At 47.1% G+C, this 17,669-nt stretch carries 16 protein-coding genes; 5 read left to right on the top strand and 11 right to left on the bottom strand.

Annotated elements, in window-relative coordinates; translation table 11 throughout:
- Positions 1–70 precede the first annotated feature (70 nt).
- The 3 genes from QUA47_RS30935 to QUA47_RS06460 form a co-directional block, all read right to left on the bottom strand.
- Complete coding sequence (locus QUA47_RS30935) at positions 71–292, bottom strand: DUF5615 family PIN-like protein (protein WP_445302487.1); 222 nt, start codon at positions 290–292, stop codon at positions 71–73.
- A gap of 3 nt (positions 293–295) precedes the next feature.
- Positions 296–637, bottom strand: a complete 342-nt coding sequence (locus tag QUA47_RS06465; protein WP_333430123.1) for a DUF433 domain-containing protein — start codon at positions 635–637, stop codon at positions 296–298.
- A 124-nt stretch (positions 638–761) separates the two neighbouring features.
- On the bottom strand, positions 762–2,021 hold the full coding sequence (locus tag QUA47_RS06460) for an NB-ARC domain-containing protein (protein WP_333430122.1): 1,260 nt from the start codon (positions 2,019–2,021) through the stop codon (positions 762–764).
- 352 nt (positions 2,022–2,373) lie between these two features.
- On the opposite strand from QUA47_RS06460, the gene QUA47_RS06455 reads away from it, so the two are divergent.
- Positions 2,374–2,715 (top strand): hypothetical protein, encoded by a 342-nt coding sequence (locus tag QUA47_RS06455; RefSeq protein WP_333430121.1) that lies wholly within the window; start codon positions 2,374–2,376, stop codon positions 2,713–2,715.
- Positions 2,716–2,776: 61 nt separating this feature from the next.
- Here the strand turns inward: QUA47_RS06455 and QUA47_RS06450 are convergent, their stop codons facing one another.
- Positions 2,777–3,088: a hypothetical protein gene (locus QUA47_RS06450; RefSeq protein WP_333284002.1), complete on the bottom strand. Its 312-nt coding sequence runs from the start codon at positions 3,086–3,088 to the stop codon at positions 2,777–2,779.
- A gap of 235 nt (positions 3,089–3,323) precedes the next feature.
- Positions 3,324–4,025: an alpha/beta fold hydrolase gene (locus QUA47_RS06445; protein ID WP_333284003.1), complete on the bottom strand. Its 702-nt coding sequence runs from the start codon at positions 4,023–4,025 to the stop codon at positions 3,324–3,326.
- Between the two features lie 152 nt (positions 4,026–4,177).
- Here QUA47_RS06445 and QUA47_RS06440 point away from each other — a divergent pair, with 152 nt between their 5' ends.
- Both QUA47_RS06440 and QUA47_RS06435 read left to right on the top strand, forming a co-directional pair.
- Positions 4,178–4,657 carry an NUDIX domain-containing protein gene (locus QUA47_RS06440; RefSeq protein ID WP_190662957.1) on the top strand — a complete coding sequence of 160 codons (480 nt, stop codon included), beginning with the start codon at positions 4,178–4,180 and terminating at the stop codon, positions 4,655–4,657.
- 568 nt (positions 4,658–5,225) lie between these two features.
- Entirely contained in the window at positions 5,226–6,989 is a 1,764-nt protein-coding gene (locus tag QUA47_RS06435; RefSeq protein WP_333430120.1) for a hypothetical protein, read from the top strand.
- 246 nt (positions 6,990–7,235) lie between these two features.
- On the opposite strand, the gene QUA47_RS06430 is transcribed toward QUA47_RS06435, so the two are convergent.
- Both QUA47_RS06430 and QUA47_RS06425 read right to left on the bottom strand, forming a co-directional pair.
- Positions 7,236–7,973: a class I SAM-dependent methyltransferase gene (locus tag QUA47_RS06430; protein WP_333430119.1), complete on the bottom strand. Its 738-nt coding sequence runs from the start codon at positions 7,971–7,973 to the stop codon at positions 7,236–7,238.
- Between the two features lie 7 nt (positions 7,974–7,980).
- Positions 7,981–8,178 (bottom strand): hypothetical protein, encoded by a 198-nt coding sequence (locus QUA47_RS06425; protein ID WP_333143062.1) that lies wholly within the window; start codon positions 8,176–8,178, stop codon positions 7,981–7,983.
- A 570-nt stretch (positions 8,179–8,748) separates the two neighbouring features.
- Here QUA47_RS06425 and QUA47_RS06420 point away from each other — a divergent pair.
- Entirely contained in the window at positions 8,749–11,295 is a 2,547-nt protein-coding gene (locus QUA47_RS06420; protein WP_333430118.1) for a mannose-1-phosphate guanyltransferase, read from the top strand.
- 42 nt (positions 11,296–11,337) lie between these two features.
- Here the strand turns inward: QUA47_RS06420 and QUA47_RS06415 are convergent, their stop codons facing one another.
- Positions 11,338–11,493: a hypothetical protein gene (locus QUA47_RS06415; protein ID WP_190736389.1), complete on the bottom strand. Its 156-nt coding sequence runs from the start codon at positions 11,491–11,493 to the stop codon at positions 11,338–11,340.
- Between the two features lie 9 nt (positions 11,494–11,502).
- Between QUA47_RS06415 and QUA47_RS06410 the strand changes: the two genes are divergently transcribed.
- Positions 11,503–12,060 carry a single-stranded DNA-binding protein gene (locus tag QUA47_RS06410; RefSeq protein ID WP_333284010.1) on the top strand — a complete coding sequence of 186 codons (558 nt, stop codon included), beginning with the start codon at positions 11,503–11,505 and terminating at the stop codon, positions 12,058–12,060.
- Between the two features lie 162 nt (positions 12,061–12,222).
- On the opposite strand, the gene QUA47_RS06405 is transcribed toward QUA47_RS06410, so the two are convergent.
- From QUA47_RS06405 to QUA47_RS06395, 3 genes are all read right to left on the bottom strand, one after another.
- On the bottom strand, positions 12,223–12,570 hold the full coding sequence (locus QUA47_RS06405) for a hypothetical protein (protein ID WP_333402120.1): 348 nt from the start codon (positions 12,568–12,570) through the stop codon (positions 12,223–12,225).
- 935 nt (positions 12,571–13,505) lie between these two features.
- Entirely contained in the window at positions 13,506–14,564 is a 1,059-nt protein-coding gene (locus QUA47_RS06400) for a potassium channel protein (RefSeq protein WP_333430117.1), read from the bottom strand.
- A 264-nt stretch (positions 14,565–14,828) separates the two neighbouring features.
- A complete protein-coding gene (locus QUA47_RS06395) occupies positions 14,829–17,663 on the bottom strand; it encodes an AAA-like domain-containing protein (protein WP_333430116.1) in 2,835 nt (944 codons plus the stop codon).
- Between the last annotated feature and the right edge of the window lie 6 nt (positions 17,664–17,669).

Below are 17,669 nucleotides of genomic sequence, written 5' to 3'. Positions count from 1 at the left end.
CTTTTAGGCGCTTTTGGTCTTCGGGTGTCATTTTTTTCCCTCATCTTTTTTCACAGTTTTACTAGCTTTTTCATTTTGGCGCTTTTTTCATATATTTGCAAAAGTGAGATGCACCCGATTCTTCTGCTGTAATAGCCGCGTTGATTCGGTTAGCAAAAGCTAAAACATCCGGGTCAGGAATTTTCTGATTCGCTCTACCTGCTTCTTGGACAGTCAAAACATCGTGTCCTAAAGCTCTCAGTAATTCTACAACAGGATAAGGGTATTGCTCATCGGCATAAAGACGTGCCATCGGCTACAAATCCTCGTCCATCACTTCATCGTTTTCCCGAATTTGTGTTTCAATTTCATCGGAGAAAGCTTCAGCATAGGCCCAAGCGTTAGCAATATCAGTAGCAGAGAGTAATCGATAGCTTGTGAGTAAGTCTGCTTCGCTATAACCCATACGACGAGCTTCTACAAGTCCCCAAACGGTGATGCGAGTTCCAGCAATGCAAGCACTCCCGCCACAGACATCAGGCGTTTTTTCAATACCACGCCAAGGAGTGATTTTGCCTTGAGTGAGGAGTTGAACGACTTGAGCTTTTTCGTCGTCAGAGAGTGCCAGGAGTTGAGGCTCTAATTCTTTCAGCGTCATGACAAACAATGGAATTGCGACTACCGATCATTCTATCGAACCGATCGCCCTATTTATCCGATCGCCCATTGCCACTTCTAGTAATTGGGGTGAAGCGCGACAATGTAAGCAATGGTTGTATAAATTACACTGTATGGGCGATCGCATATTGCCTCAGTACAGGTGAAATGGTGTAAAAATTTGCTTGTTGTTCTATCAAGCAGCGCCGCGATAGAGATTGCAGCGCATTTAGCAAATCTGAAGCCGGAATTCGGTCATTTTCTAGCAATTTTGCCCGGTTGATTGGCTGGCTTTCTTTCGCTAACAAGGAGATGACTTGTTTTTCCAGTTCGCATAGGCGATCGAACTGCTGCTGTAAAACATCTTTCAAATCTTCCGGCAACAATAGCGTATCATTTGGTAATAGCTCTGTCAAGCCTCCTCCCAAGTCTTGAATCAGAGTCGCCACGCTTTTTAACCATAGGGGGTTGCCTTGGTAGCGATGAATGAGTGCTTCACTGTTGTCGCTTTCTTCTAACCCATAATCTCTGAGTATTTCCCGTGCGGCGGCGATGTCTAAACCTTTGATTTGTAAGGTACGAAGGGCAGTATTTTGGCTTTTAACTTGAGTAACTTCTCTGGGTTGTTCCCAACCGATTAACATCAAGCAGCTTTGATGGGATAATTTTTCTATTTGTTTGAATAAAGAGCGATAGTCTTCGTATTCTGGTTTATATTTTCCTGCCAGTTCGCCGCTACAGAAAAGGTTGTGAACGTCATCTAAGATTATTAAACAGCGATGGTTTTGTAAATACTTAATCAGCGGTAAGCGTTTCTGGTTGGTTGGGGATGAATCTTGTTTTTCTGAATTTGAAAAAAGCTGTATTAGGTTAGATTGAAATTTTTCTATGGTGGGGAATTCGTCTAGTGTGTACCAAACTGCGTACTCAAACTCGTCTTTGATTTGTTGTACGAGTTGTACTGCTAGGGTGGTTTTGCCGATACCGCTAATGCCGGTGAGGGTATGGAGTTCGGGAGTGCGCGAGTAGAAATCGCCTAACTCCGGCATTTCGTTTAAATCTTGATATAGAGTTTTAGTTGGTTTTGAGTTAGATGTTTCTTGATTGGGTGGGTGTGAGTTTGGTCTATTTAGCGGGTGTCTAGCTTCTCCACAGATGTTGAAATTACCGATGGCTACAACATCTTGTGCAAAGTTTAAAGAATGAGAGACTTGGAACCTCTCCATTGTGGAGCGAAAATTTGTTTTACTGACATCTTCCCCTAACTCCTCTGAAAGTATCTGCCATAATTCCGAGCTGATTTCCCTGATGTGGCTTTCAGAACAGTCAAAGTCTGTCGCTATTTCTTTGTATGTCTCGCGTTGTAGAGTTCCCCGCAGTACCACTGCTTGTAAATCGTCAAGGTGCTGACCTGTTTTCTCGAAAACTATGCGCTCGGCCGGGGAGGGTTAACACTTCTTTAAGATTCCTCTGGCTAGCAAGATGTGAGAATTTTGTATATTAAAGCACTTTTTAACAAAATTGTACAACACTGTACAAAATAAATTTAAACCGAGTAAAAATTTTGCAAATTGTGAAGAAAATTGAACTTTTTTTTATAAAAACTATCCTGATTTCTAAGAACCATACGAGAAACATTAAAAAGTAAATTGAGGGATTAAACGCTTGTCGTTTACGTTTAACCCCTGTAATAGTGTATTAAGTCGCATATTGAGTATTAGGGCATGGTGTAAAGATATGAACGGGCTGATTAAGTTCTTAGATCATAATGGGATGCGTCCTATTATTGCTTTGGTTGTGATTATTGGTGCTCTTGCGATAACTCTCAAGAGTGATAAAATTTGTGTAGTGCAAGTAGAATACCCCCCAGCTACTTCAAGACCTGCTGCAACTCAACCCCAAATCATTTTTAGAGACAATCCTGTTTGCTCAAAGTATTTTGAAATAGCAGCATTGGTACTGGGTGGACTTCTGGGATTAACCGCATCAGGTAAATCGAGCATATATCAACCGGAAGATGAGGCAGCAAGAGAACAGCAAACAACATTGCCGAAGAACAAATCACCGAGGCAGGATTGATTTATGAGCTGGTAGGTTGGGTTGATGCAATGAAACCCAACCTCTTTTTCCACTCAGAATCTTACCCATTTCTACCATTCCAATGCGATGATTGCCCTAATAGCGATCGCCCCATCACCCATAAAGAGCGATCGCCCCTCACACCCAATACCAAACAATCCGATGATTGTACGGATAGCGAGGCCTGAGTAAAAAAAGAGCGATCGCCCCTCGCACCCAATACCACATACGGCGATGATTCTACGGAGTGCGATCGCACATAATCATCATCCCTAATTTGCGATCGACCTCCCGCATCAATTCTCCACAAAGCATCCGGCTGAAATTCGTTATCTGCGTCCAAGCGCACAGTAGCATTCTCGCCCAATTCCACCCAGCCAACCTCTAATTTGATTGTGTGGTTCGCCGTGACTTCGGAATCTTACCGATAATGCCACATAAAATATTTTTCAATCTATTCAGTTAGCGATAAAAATTTAAGCAAACATAGCATCGCGGGGGCGAGTTTTGCCGCACTAAACTCGCTCCTAATATAAATATTTAACTCAATCCTTCCCTTAAACCTTCTGCTTCTTCCTTCGCGTCCTTCGCGTCTTCGCGGTTCGTTTCTAACGCAAATATTCAATCCAAGTCGGCAAAACCTCCGGCGAACCGTACCACTTCCCCGGAGAACGAGGCGAATGCCAAACCCCCTCCAACACCAGATTTTCGGCCCCGTCCAAAACAGCAGCTTCCACCGGCGTAATTCCATCTCCCCAAGTTTCACCTTTCCCCACAGTCAACTCGTAACTTTTATAAGCCAGCCAAGTCCCTAAACCGCGCTTGCCAAAAACAGCCTTCCCAGCAGCGCACACGTAGCGCACCTGCGGGTGAAAAGCTCCCGGATAGTGAATTTTGACAAAATCTAGATTTTTGCGCGTCCACCGCTCTTGAGAGACGTGCGGCGTGCCTAAAGTGATTAAAGTATTCACATAAGGGTGAGCTTCCCACAAACCCGCGTCCTCAAGCACGTCGCCGTGAATCGTGTAAGGCTTTTCGCCCAAATAGATGCGAGAAATCCAGCCGCCGGCGGAATGACCGACGAGATTGATCTGGGGAACGCCGTATTGCTGTAACATTTGTTTGACTGTGCGATCGAGCTGTCGCAAAATTGGCACCATCGACCGCCCGCCAAAAGTTGGCAACCAATCTCCCTTGCCCAGAGGAACTGTTACTGTTGGGAAACCTCGATCGACCAGAGACTTTTCTAATTCGCGATAGTCGGAAGCAGCAGCAAAATATCCTGGTAAAATCACGGTTGGTAATGGCATTGTCAATTTTAGATTTTAGATTTTAGATTTTAGATTTTGCGGCCGGAGTGCTACGATCTGTTTTTCAAGTTCAAAGACGCTTGCCGAAGCATCCTTTGGATTGCTAACATCTGCCGCTGGTTAAACCTTTTGCTTAGGGAATATCTACTTCTATGGCTCGCGAGCCGATTCAAACATGGTATTTTACCCTAGTTGTCGTTCACTTAGAAGACCGTTTTCTACTGGTACAAGAGCGCAAGTACGAGCAGCAGTGGTATCTCCCAGCAGGGCGAGTGGAAAAAGGGGAGACTTTGCTCGAAGCTGCTATGCGTAATACCCTTGAGGAAGCGGGCATTTCCATCATCATTGAGGGAATTCTCCGGGTAGAGCACACAGTGATGCCTAAGGGTAATGTGCGCCTCCGAGTCATTTTTGTGGCTCGTCCACAAGATAAGACGCCGCCCAAGAGTAAGCCGGATGAGCATACTTTGTGCGCGGGCTGGTATTCTCTCAAGGAATTAGACCAGTTGTCGTTGCGGGGAGAGGAAGTTCGAGAAATGTTTCAATATATGGCAAGCGGCGCTCCAATTTATCCCATCGACTTGCTCACCATCGAGGGAGCTCCTTTTAAAAATTACCGCTATCGCTGGTGAATCCATCGATTTTGGATTTTGGATTTTCGATTTTCGATTGAATAATTACTTCCACGGATGAATCCGGTTGTGTAACCGAATTGGAAACAGGGGTCGATCGAACGGATCGATCGTGTTTAATGAATTAGTGGCCCTCCAGATCCCGGAAAAAGACGGTATAGCAGCGGTGCAGTCTGTTTTTGAGATCGCGCCAGTCCTGCCCGCCTGACGCCCGCTGACGATTCTCAACAATACCTGAGAAACCGTGTATAGGATTTGGCCAAAGGCATTCGGCAAGAAAAACAATGGTTTGAGCAATTAACAACGTCCTCACCCTATTTGCGGTTGCTATACAAGCGTGGAAGCAGGCAAAAAACCGGGTTTCTACGCTTGAGTGCTTGATGTGAGGGTCGCGAAATCTCAATAAAAGTCGATCGGGCAATTTCGATACCGACCGTGCTAAAATTATACCTTTGAATTCTCCAACAGCCTCTTTTAAAATCACTCAAAAAAAATATCAATTAATAACTATTAACTTCCAATTATCAATTCTCAATTACCAATTACCAATTCCCCATTCCCCATAGTCATGACTGACTCTTCCTCCCTAGCCAACACCCTTTCCGAACCGCTGCGCCAGCCTTATTGGTGGGCAGCCCTAGCTTCTGTCAGCCTTCACGGAGTGCTCGGAGTAAGTGCCCCGACGCTCTCAAGCGTACTTTATGGTGGAAATTCCTCAAAAAATATTCCCGGTTCTGTCGGCTTGGTAGAACTAACTCCCGCAGAAGCCGGCCGGCTGCCACAAACCGTACCACCGCGCGCGTCTAATACGCGATTTACGCCATTTTCGATCGCACCAGTTCCCCTTCGACCCGCGCCAAAGTTAGCCCCGCCCTTGCCCCCCCCACCTGATACCATCAACTTGCCCGCCATGCCGCCGGGAATGCCCCCTCCTGGGTTCTTTTCCCCTCTGCCTTATCCCTCTCTCCCGCCGTTAACGGCCGCAACAGCCCCGCCACCTCCCCAAACTCCATCATCCCCAACAGTCAGAACCCCCTCCCAGCCAACAACACCGACTATCATCCCACCCGTACCTCCCAGCGGTTTGATTTTCCCGCCCTTACCTAGTAATTTCGATGATCGCAATATCCCGCCGCCACCATCGCTGAGTGAAGCGCCCCAGCTTCCCGGTGGGGCCTCCGAAGATGAGGCAGAGACGCTCAAAAAGATCATAGCCAGTAGAGGGGGACTCCCACTATTTCCAGACGGAGCTCCAGTCTTTACCCCGGAATTCCCAATTGGCAGGAATGTGGGACCCGATGGAGTACCAAAATTGACTCAAAAAGATCCCAATAAAAGGAATCTCATCGCAGAAACTCCCGAAGAAAGAATCAGGAGACAACAATTTGAAGAGGGACAGCGACAGCTAGGACAGTCGGGCGAACCGGGTTCAAACTTACCCACCGACAGAGAGACACTGCTTGCGGCTGCAAATACCTATGTTGCTTTGTTTGAGAAATTCAAAAAGGCTTATCCTGACTTGGAAATGACAGGCCCGACTCCTGTGCCTGTCCCTTATCCCGTAACAGCTTGCTCGGAAAAACTCCAAGGAAGAGCTGTTTTTGGAGCAGTTGTCAGCCCTCAAGGCTTGCTCAAGGCCGAGCCTCAGCCGATCGTCCCCACGGGTTACGGTATTCTCGACAATGCGGCTAAAATTGCGATTATTAGCCCTTCTCTAACATTTGAAGCAGCCAGCACGCACAAGCTTTACCAACTGGCTGTCGAGTTTAAGTACGACGAAAAAGTTTGCAGTGGCATTCCTCTCACCCCAACCAGGCCCAACCCACCAGGCCAGCAGCCAGCGCCCACCCCGACATGGCCCAGCAGACCAACAGGCCAGCCGCCATCCCCAGCGCCTATTGAAGTGAAACCGCAGTTTGAGAAGCCGCCGGCCCCGGCCACCAAACCGCAGCCAGGGGCCAAACCGTCGTCGCCCGCACCCAAGCCTGCGGCTCAACCGTCACCCTCGCCTGAACCGAAACCAGCAGCGGAACAGTCGCCTTCTCCTCAACGGCAACCCGCCGAAGAGTCCCCGCAGCCGGAAGCTGCGCCATCTCCTGCCGCCGAAGAGTCTCCGCAGCCGGAAGCTGCGCCATCTCCTGCGGCCGAAGAGTCCCCGCAGCCGGAAGCTGCACCATCTCCTGCCCCGGAAGTGTCGCCCTCGCCGGAAGCTGCGCCATCTCCTGCCGCCGAAGTGTCGCCATCTCCTGCCGCCGAAGTGTCGCCATCTCCTGCCCCGGAAGTGTCGCCGTCGCCGGAAGCAGCGTCATCTCCTGCAGCTACCGAAAATTAATTGGGCATCGGTAATTGGCAATCCGGTAGGGGAATGGGTAATATCCAATCTGCTTGCTTGACTCTTGTGAGTTAGTAGTTAGTAGGGTGCGTCAGCTTGAATATTTGTTGCTTCTCAAACTAATTTCTACTTGCTGACGCACCCTACTTTATCCACTAAGAATGAAGTTGTTTTTCGTCCCCCCGAGCAGGCTTTGGACGATTGAAGTTTTGACTGCAAAGCTAACTACCTATTCCCCTTAACCTCTCAAGTGTATTGAACTTTATACATTTGAAATAAGTCGCCGCTTTGCTTTTTTACTACCTTAGCGCCCGCAGCTTTAATCATTTTTTCCCAATCTTCAATTGTCTCTAAAAATACTTCGCCGGCTCGATAAGTTTCCAAAATTGCCCAATCTTCTGCTAGAGGAGCATCGGGGTTGAGGACATCAAAAACAAAATGACCGCCCGGTTTTAGTACCCGCTTTACTTCTCCCATGACAATACTCCAATAGTCTATGGGATAGTAACAGCTAAAGCCTGTAGCGATGCATAAATCGAACTGAGCCTCCTCGTAATTTAACTGGTGAGCGGGAGCCCATTCTACGCCTTTGAACAGCTTAGAATTGAGCTGAGGGCCGCGAGCGTTTAAGGCGTCTCGCGCTGCGCTGCTGATTTCTTGACCGTAAAAATATGCCTCCCAATCCCGCCAAGGGTAGATGAGAAAGCTGACTCCGCAGCCAATGTCTAAACAGCGCTGATTTTTTTGAGGTTTGGCAATTTTCCAGAAGGGAGAAACTGTTTTTGCTTGGAGAGTTCCTGCAACTGATTCTAGGAAAATCGGCATTGCTTCGACTTCTTCGGGTAAAGCGAAAGCTTCTCCCCGGTATTCGCGATCGAATCGAGAAGCGACTTGCGACAGTAAAACTTGCCAGCTATCTGATTTTCCTTTAGCAAACCAAGTCTGCTCCTGACCCGCTACTGGGCGATCGGACTTTTTAGACATTCTTGAATTACCTTTTAGAGGCTTTGAGAGCTTTTGTAAAGTTTTGGCGGTAAGGCTTATTAAAAATTAACGCGGGCCAGAGCAGCGAGAGCTTCAGGCGATTTGTAAAACTTCTGTCGAAGTTAGTGCGATTGAAACCATTCCAAAATTTCCAAATACCGCCACCGTAAGCGATCAGCAATGCCAAGCTAATTAACGTACTCATTTAAAAAACCCCTAAGCAATGGATAGGATTTTGGGTCAGCTAGTCAAAGCGCTACCATTAATCTATCATTTATCAGACGCCAAGGCGCACCGATAGCCGTAGTAATTCCACCTTCAGAAAGAGACTTCAAAATCCCCGCTGGCGACAAACTTAAAAATAACACCCCCAAAATAGCTTTCACCGAGCAAGCAAGAAGGGACTTCTGCCAAAAGTCGAGGATTCTGAGGACTTATACGATTGAAGAATTGAAGAATTAAAGAATTCGGAATGACTCATGACAGAAGGGTTTCGAGCACGGGCCTACAGTTGCATTCTTTTTTTTAACTGGTATTACCCAACATCCCCTACAAATCCGAGCTCGACCGGGGGATGGGTGCGATGCCACCAGTTCTAATTCGGTTGAAATCGGTTGCTGTAGGGGGACGGCCTGACCGAACGGGATTTCCCAGACGTGTCACTACTCGAAGATATTTAAGTAAGAACTGATTGCTGGTGGTCGACGAATTACAGCAGGCAAACTTTTTCTAGCGGACAATGGCGGTAGAGAGCTTTCTAAGCAAGGAGGATTTTATGCGTGCAGTGCTAATGGCTGGTGGGTCGGGAACGAGGCTCAGACCCCTGACGTGCGATTTGCCCAAACCGATGGTGCCGATTCTCAATCGCCCGATCGCAGAACACATTATTAATTTGCTAAAAAGGCATCAGATCACGGAAATTATTGCGACGCTGCACTACCTTCCCGATGTCATGCGCGAATATTTTACTGACGGGGCAGAGTTTGGCGTTCAAATAACTTACGCTGTGGAGGAAGACCAACCGCTGGGTACGGCTGGTTGCGTCAAAAATATTGCTGAACTGCTCGATCAAACTTTTCTGGTCATCAGCGGCGACAGCATCACAGACTTCGACTTAACCGCAGCGATCGAATTTCACCGCAGCAAGCAATCCAAAGCCACGTTAATTTTAACTCGCGTTCCCAACCCGATGGAATTCGGGGTCGTGATTACCGAGGAAAATTACCGCATCAGTCGCTTTCTGGAAAAGCCTTCTAGCAGCGAAATTTTCTCCGATACAGTCAATACGGGTACCTACATTTTAGAACCCGAGGTCTTGGATTACCTGCCGGCAAATCAGGAGTGCGACTTCTCGAAAGACTTGTTTCCCATGCTACTGGAAAAAAACGAGCCGATGTACGGGTACATCGCCGAGGGTTACTGGTGTGATGTCGGCCAGCTAGATGTTTACCGGGAATCTCAGTACGACGCGCTGCGGGGAAAGGTCAAACTGGATTTGAGCTACTACAACGAAGTTCGATCGGGACTTTGGGTAGGTCAAAATACTTTTATTGACGATAGCGCGATCGTCGAAGTACCGGCCATGGTCGGCAACAATTGCCGGATTGGAGCCCGAGTTAAAATCGATGCCGGTACAGTGATCGGAGATAACGTGACAGTAGGGGCGGACGCCAACCTCAAACGTCCCATCGTCTGGAACGGAGCAATTGTCGGTGAAGACGCTCATCTTAGGGCCTGCGTGATTTGCCGGAGCACCCGCGTAGACAGGCGCGCTCACGTCCTCGAAGGTGCTGTCGTCGGTTCAATGTCCATCGTGGGAGAAGAAGGACAAGTGGGGCCAAGCGTGCGCGTCTGGCCGAGCAAAAATATTGAATCCGGCGCTCTGTTAAATCAAAATTTAATTTGGGGAGAACAAGCTAAGCGGAATTTGTTCGGTCAGCGTGGGGTTCAAGGACTGGCAAATGTGGATATTACTCCGGAATTTGCGGTGAAATTGGGCGCGGCTTACGGCTCGACTTTGAAACCCGGGACTGCGGTATCGGTTTCTCGCGACCAGCGGAGCATTTCGCGGATGGTTTCGAGGTCTTTGATTGCGGGTTTGATGTCGGTGGGAATAAATGTGATCAATTTGGAATCGACGGCAATTCCGATCGCGCGCACGGTTTCGTCTACGATATCAATTGCCGGCGGCATTCACGTTCGCATTTCTCCCGATCGCTCCGACCACATTTTAATTGAATTCTTCGATATCAAAGGCATCAATATTACTAAAGGAGCTGAGAAAAAAATTGAGGGGGCTTATTTTAAGGAAGATTTGCGGCGAGCTCTAATTCCGGAAATTGGAGAGATGACGTACTTTAACCAAGCTCTCGATGTTTACAACCGCATTTTTGAGCGGCAGATGAATGTTGAGGCAATACGCTACAGCAATACTAAGGTGGTAATCGATTACGTTTACGCGGTTTCTGGAGCCATTTTGCCCCAAATGCTTGCCAAGTTCGGCTGCGATGCGGTGGTCCTCAATGCCAGTCTCAAGCAGACTTCTCTAAGCAACGGAGAACGGGAATATTTGCTCGACCAACTCGGCCGGGTGGTGAAAGCACTCAGCGCTAATTTTGGAGTGCAGGTATCGGCTAACGGCGAACAGCTCATTTTGGTAGATGAGTCTGGGATAGCAATTCGCGGGGAAATGCTGACGGCGCTGATGGTAAATTTGATGCTGACTTCTCATCCCACAGGTACAGTAGTAGTGCCGGTTCATGCGTCTTCTGCGGTGGAGGCGATCGCCCGACGCTATCAAAGCAAGGTAATCCGCACGAAGGCGAACCCAACTGCTTTGATGGAAGCCGCTAACAGGAACCCGAATGTAGTTTTGGGCGGCAGCGGCCTTATGGGTTTTATTTTCCCGCAGTTGCATCCCGGATTTGACGGAATGTTCTGCATTGCTAAAGTGATAGAAATGATGACGATTCAGGAGCGATCGCTCGGACAGATCAAGGCGGAACTTCCCCGCATCACCCACCGCAGTTACAGCGTCCGCTGTCCTTGGACTATCAAGGGTTCGCTGATGCGACATTTAGTAGAAACTCATTCGCCCGATCGTTTAGAATTATTAGATGGAGTGAAGATTTTTAACTACAGCGACGACAATTGGGTATTAGTTTTACCCGATGCTAGTGAACCGACGGTTCATATCTTCGCCAACAGTGAGGATCGAGATTGGGTATCTGAAACGTTGAAGGAGTACCGCACCCTCGTTCACGATTTTGTCAGTCAAGCCGAGGCGGCGGTTCTCCAAGATAAATTTGGTAACAACGTGTAATCCGTCATCGGCGACAAATAATAGCGATCGGGCGCATAAAAATCAGTAATTACCAATTACCAATTGGCAATTGGCAATTGGCAATTCCCCAAAGCAAGACGAACAAGTCATCGGTACACGGATAGCTATTTCTTCCTTCTTCCTTCTTCCTTCTTCCTTCTTCCTTCTTCCTTCAACATCCAATTCCCAATTACGCACAGATAACAGATGAATAGCTGCATTTTGATGGCGGAAATAATTCAACAACCGCAACTCCGTTATACTCCTGACAATCAACTTCAAATCGCTGAGATGTTGGTGCAGTTTCCCGGCCCCAAACCCGAAGATCCGCCCGAACATTTGAAAGTGATAGGATGGGGAAATTTTGCTCAAGAAATTCACGAGAAATATCACGAGGGCGATCGCGTGATTATTGAGGGACGGCTGAGCATGAATACGATCGAAAGAGATGGTATTAAAGAAAAGCGCGCTGAGCTGACAGCTCAAAGGATTTACAGTGTCGGGGCTGATGCAATGAGTTCGGCTCCCCCTACTAGAACCGCCCCGGAACCGGCTCAAATTCGCGACAGCGCGCCGGCTAATGTGCCGAGCAATGTGGTTCCCATGAGTTCGCGAGGCCGCAGTTCTAACAGCGCTCCAGGTGGCGCTAACCGCACGTCTAGTTCGGATTGGAACTCGCATCAGTCTTCAAATTCTGAGTCCGATCGATCTTCGAGTTCGCCTAACGAGCCGGAAAATCCCGATTACGATCCGATTCCGTTTTAAAAAGTAGAGTGCGTCACTTTACGAGCGATCGCAAAACTTCGCCCTTCGATCGCAAGTGACGCACCTTAATTTAAGGGCGATCGCACTTCAGGAAAAAAAGGGCGATCCTCTTCGAGGGCTGCGCTAACGAATTTGGCTGAACTACGAGCTAAATTGCAAATTTTACAGCTTGATCGTCACAACTTTTTTCTTGCTTTTTTCGTCGCGCAGCACGACGGTATTGTAGGGTGATGTATCCGTCCCCAGCGGAATTGGCAGCTTAAAGCTGCTGCTCTTATGCTTAACTTCGCCTAAATCAATGCTTTTCGTTATATTGCCATCTGTTGCCAGATAAGCGGTAAGTTCGCCTTTATAATCTTCAATCAAAAAGTCTCTGAAGAAAAGGACTTCCCCAGCACCCTCGACATCGATACCAAGGATGACCGTACCGCTAAACGTTGCGCCTTTTTCTTGTTCATCAACCGTCGCCATTTTAATTTCCGAGGGGTCTTGACCGGACATATCTGCCATAAATTTTTTCTCCTGAGCGGAGCGCAATAATTAACAAGAATCTTACCTGACGCTAGGGGCGATCGCAAAACTCTTAGGACGTATTTCTGCATCGGTCTTGCTTCTCTCTGAGGTTAGAGAAGCCCGCGAGCGCGAATTATACCACCAATTCTCTCAATTCTTGAGTCAGTAAGTACAGACCGTTAAAATTATGTCTATAATACCCCCAAGTCTCGCCAACACCGCCGCGTTAATTAGATTCGATATTTAGCATCCTTAGTCGGGAGTTTTTAAGTGATAGGGTGGAGAATTAAGCCTGATGTTTTTGATAATTTAAGAGCGCTCGCCCTTAAAGATTATTCTTTCCAGTAACGGGTGAAAATCCGCATTACTTCTGGAAGCAATTGTTGTAACCGTTCATATTCCAGACCAATTAATCGCTGTGTTTCTTTCTGATCTATTCAATATGATTCAGAATGTCGCTCCTGTTTCTGTGTCAGGGTAAACGCATCTAATTTCTAAATTCCCATATATAGCGTTTGAGTAGAGACAAAAGCGCTACAGGTGGAAAAACTGTTCTCAATAAACAACAATAAAGCCGAGTTATTGCTCTAAAACCCCTCGTTATTGACAAGATGCGTTTACCCTGGTTTCTGTGTAAAAAAATGTCTCTTATGTTCTTTGACCACATACTGTTACTATTTTGGAGATGTCTATTGAATCTACAACAGAGGATCGCGAGATACTGCCTCAGCTATTGCTTATAAATGGGTACAAATTTTTAGCTCAACAGTTGTATTTTTTGTGGAGTAAAAGTTTGAGGACTGTTAGTACATTTGTAGGGGGGAAGTCCAGGTTAAAGAATCCCCGTGCGTTTACGCCATCGAGTGTCAATTGTTATGGGAAGCATTGATCGAGAGAGGACTTGCATTCCTGACTAGAAACTTGACATCGTATTAGTTCGGGGGCCGGGGGAGGCGAAAACTCAGGGGACTGAGGATTTGATTGAGAGTTCGCAGTTGTTCCGCAGTACCCAAACAAATCAGCATATCTCCTCCTTCGATCGCTGTTTCTCCGGTAGGCCCCACAATCAAATTCCCGCCAGCGCGCCGCACTGCTAAAACCAACGCCCCCGATTGCGATCGCAACTTGGCATTTCTCAAAGTTTGCCCGACGTAGACACAACTATTGGGATCGACCAGAAATTCTTCCATGTAAAAAGAACTATCAGTCCCGGTCAAAACACCGTCTAAAAAATCCATAACTTGAGGCCGCAAAGCCGCCGCCGCCATGCGCTTTCCCCCGGTAATGTAGGGGGATACGACGGCATCGGCGCCGCCCCGCTGCAACTTCTTTACAGCTTCTTCTGTGGTGGCGCGGGCGATCGCCCGTACCTTCGGATTCAGAGTTTTCGCCGACATGACAGTATATAAATTCTCGGCATCCGAAGGCAAAGCTGCTACTATGCAAATTGCGCGATCGATCCCCACATTCACCAAAGTTTCGTCCAGAGTCGCGTCTCCTTGGACAGCCGTGTACCCCAGCGCCAAAGCAGCCTCAACCGAGTGTACCGCCGAATCTATCACCACAAAAGAGATATATTCGGCCTGAAATTCCAAGGCAATTTGGCGGCCAGTGCGCCCAAAACCGCAGAGAATGTAATGCCCGCTCAAAGAATCTACCAATCGTCGCTGCTGCCTAATTCTTGCTCCTTCTTGAAAATATCCTTCAATCAGCGCTTCTGTAAAGCGGTTGACGATGAAACCTATCACAATCACGCCCATCAAAATCAGGCCTATGGTAAACATTCGCCCGCGTTTGCCGAGGGGGTGAAGTTCACCGTAACCGACAGTTGCTAGGGTAAATACTGTCATGTAAACGGCATCTAGCAAAGACCATTTTTCCACCAGGCAATACCAGAGAGTACCCGTGCATACAATGCCCCCAAGGGCGATGACTCCGTTTCTTAAGTCTTTTTGCAGGCGCTGGTACTTTTGTTCTAGAGTTGAATACACCGATCTCGCTGACCTATTACCTATTAGCTGCTACCAATTTTAACCATATCAGCCCTAGACGCAGGGGCGGTCAATCGATTTTAGATTTTAGATTTTAGATTTTAGATTGACCCCACGGATAAATGCGGGGGCTTGAGGATTTTCGATTTTAGATTTTGGATTGATTCCACGGAGAAATCCGGGGGCTTGTACCATCAAGAAATTCTTGGTCAAAAAGCCAGTTTCTGCCTAGATAGTTTGCTGCCCAACTCAACATTTTGACTCTTAACCCGGTTTTTTTTGCGTGAGTTCCGACTTAGTTCCAATCCCGTCGCAGAGGTGGCGATTGTTGTGATTTGCGCTCGGATTTGTCTGAAAATAATTGCGGGCTCCATCGCAACCCTGCAGCAACAAATCGTCAAGATTAAAATTCCACAGCATCACCGTACCGTCAGCGCTAGCACTAGCGATCGCCTTGCCGTCTGGACTAAAACTCGCACTCCAAACAGCATCCTTGTTACCTTTTAAAGTTTGGAGCAACCTACCGTCAATATTCCACAGCCTCACCATTTTGTCTGTGCTTGCAGAGAGCAACATTTGACTGTCGGGACTAAAGCTGATATTTGTCACTCCACTTGTATGCTTTAAAATACTTAGCGGTGTGCCGTCTTTGCTCCAAATTCTCGCCGTTCCCCCAGCACTTGCAGCCGCCAGCATTGCTCCGTCTGGACTGAAAGTTACACTCATAATTTTATCACTTTCCATCTGTAAAGTTCGGAGCAATTTGATATCGGTGCTGGCTTCAATTGACTGCTGTTTTTGCATTTTTTCCGCAACCTTTCTCAAACTCCAAAGTTTAACAGTGCCATCAGTGGCAGCCGCAGCAATTATCTGACCGTCTGGGCTAAAACTGGCGCTGGTTATCCAACCTCGCTCCACTTTTAAACTTGACAATTCTTCCCCGTTTATTTTCCATATTTTAACTGTTCCATTGGTACTTGCTGAAGCAATAATTTTACCATCGGGACTAAAAGAGACGCTTGTTATTTGACCGCTGTGTCCTTTTAAATTATGAAGCAATTCGCCATTTTTTTGCCAAATTTTGACAGTTTGGTCGTCGCTTGCCGAGACAAGCATCTGACCGCTAGGACTGAAAATTGCCATCCTAATTTTATCAGTATGCCCTGTCAAGGTTGCTTGCAAAGCTCCATTAGTTTGCCAAAGCTTAATATAATTATCATCGGTAGCAGTCACAAGTGTTTGACTGTCGGGACTGAAACTCACGAAAGCGAGGGTACTCGCTTGACTCTGCAAGCGGCGGCGTTCCCGAAAGTTGTAAACTGCCTGTTCCAGGGCGATCGCCACTCGCATCTGAATATCTGAACTCACTCCGAGCGATCGTTTCATTTCTGTAACAGCTCTGATGCTTTCTAGCAAAGCTTCTTCTTTTTTATCTGCGGCAAATAGCGTTTCTGATAGCAAACTGAGAGTGAGAATTTTGTTGTTTCTTTCTTCGATTGACGGTTTTACCCAAAAAGCTACTATCAGGATTGATATTAAGATGACTGCGGCTCCTGTAACTGTTTGCACTCTCAGTTGTTGCTCGCGCCAAAGTTTAACTGCAATCGCTTTTTTCTGCTTTTGTGCTTCGCTTAGTTCCTCTAGTAACTTTTTTTCGCGGCGCAGTTGTTCAATTTCCGTTTGGGTTTGTTTTTCGCGATCGCGCAATTTGGAAAATTCCGCTTCTTGACTCGCACCTAAAAATTGATAATCTTGGGTGCTCAAGCTTTTATTTGCCGCCCACTGTCGGGCATCTTCCAGTGCTTGACCGCGCAACAAGCGAGATTCGTCTTGACAATTTGTAGCTATCCATGCTGTTAGGGATTCAGCATAGGGGCGCAAGTCGCCGAGCGCTTTTTCTACCCAGTCATGGCTGAATATAGCTGCGTAAATGCGGTTGGATACGGTTAATTTTCCGGCTCGTTTTACTACTAATCCGCTCAGCCGCAATTCTGTTTGTTCGGGAGTATCATCCGCCCAGATTCCCCCACCCCCCTTTAACAAGGGTAATGCTGGCATTTTCTCGCCCCTGATTAAGGGGGGTGGGGGGGGATCGCAGGGTGGCAATATTTTTTGATATAGTCCTAATAACCTACTGGCGTGGTGGTGACTTCTGAGAAGGCGATCGCGAATTGTTTTGATGTGTACTGGTTCATCGGACGATTCCCAATTATCAATAATATGAGATTGCACTATCTCGCTAATTAATAATGGATTGGTAGTAAAATTTTCAGTTTGGCTTTCATCCGTTGAGTCTGATATAAGAGAAGCCGAAGCTAAGCTTTTTACATGGTGCAGAATCAGCTTGCAAAGCTTTTGAGTCAGAAAGGGCTGCCCTCCAGTCCAGTCCAAAATCTCTTTTAAAACCTCTTGAGGATTGTCTACTTTTCCCTCAAACCCCTTTGCTAAAGGCAGAGCTTCCTGTAATTTAAAACCGTGCAATTCAATAGCTAAACCGATATTAAAGGGCGTGCGAGTTGCATCGCTAATTAAATCCGATGGCGTAGCTACTCCCAGCAAAGCAAATGTAATGCGCTGGTATTCTGAATTGTGAGCGCGTTTATTGTAGCAACATCTAATTAATGCAAAGAAATCGTCTAGCGGTTCTTGGAAACTCAGAACGCTATCAATTTCATCAATAAAAATGACCAGGTTTTGAGAAATTTTGACCAGCAGCAACTCTTCAATTAACTCTCCTAAGCGCTGCACCGGCGGCATCAACTCTCTCTCCCGCCACCAAGTCATAAACTCGACTGGGTTAAACAGGTTGAAACTGCACAATAGCTTGTAAGCGACGCCGCCGTACCACTTATCTAGAGAGACTTGCTGGTTGCCAATGTCCGAAAGGTCGATCGTAGCACAGGCAATGCCATCAGCCGAGAGTTTTTGTACAGTTCGCACTAGCAAACTGGATTTGCCCATTTGTCGGGAATTGAGCACGTAACAAAACTCTCCGGCTTTGAGGGCTTGATAAAGTTCTGAGTCAGCTTGTCGCACTACATAAGTAGGTGCATTTTGCGGGAGACTGCCGCCGATTTGATATTGGTAATCGACTGTCATTATATT

This window comes from Microcoleus sp. MON2_D5 (assembly GCF_036701905.1).
Taxonomy (GTDB): domain Bacteria; phylum Cyanobacteriota; class Cyanobacteriia; order Cyanobacteriales; family Microcoleaceae; genus Microcoleus.
This window is presented reverse-complemented; position numbering and strand designations above follow the sequence as displayed.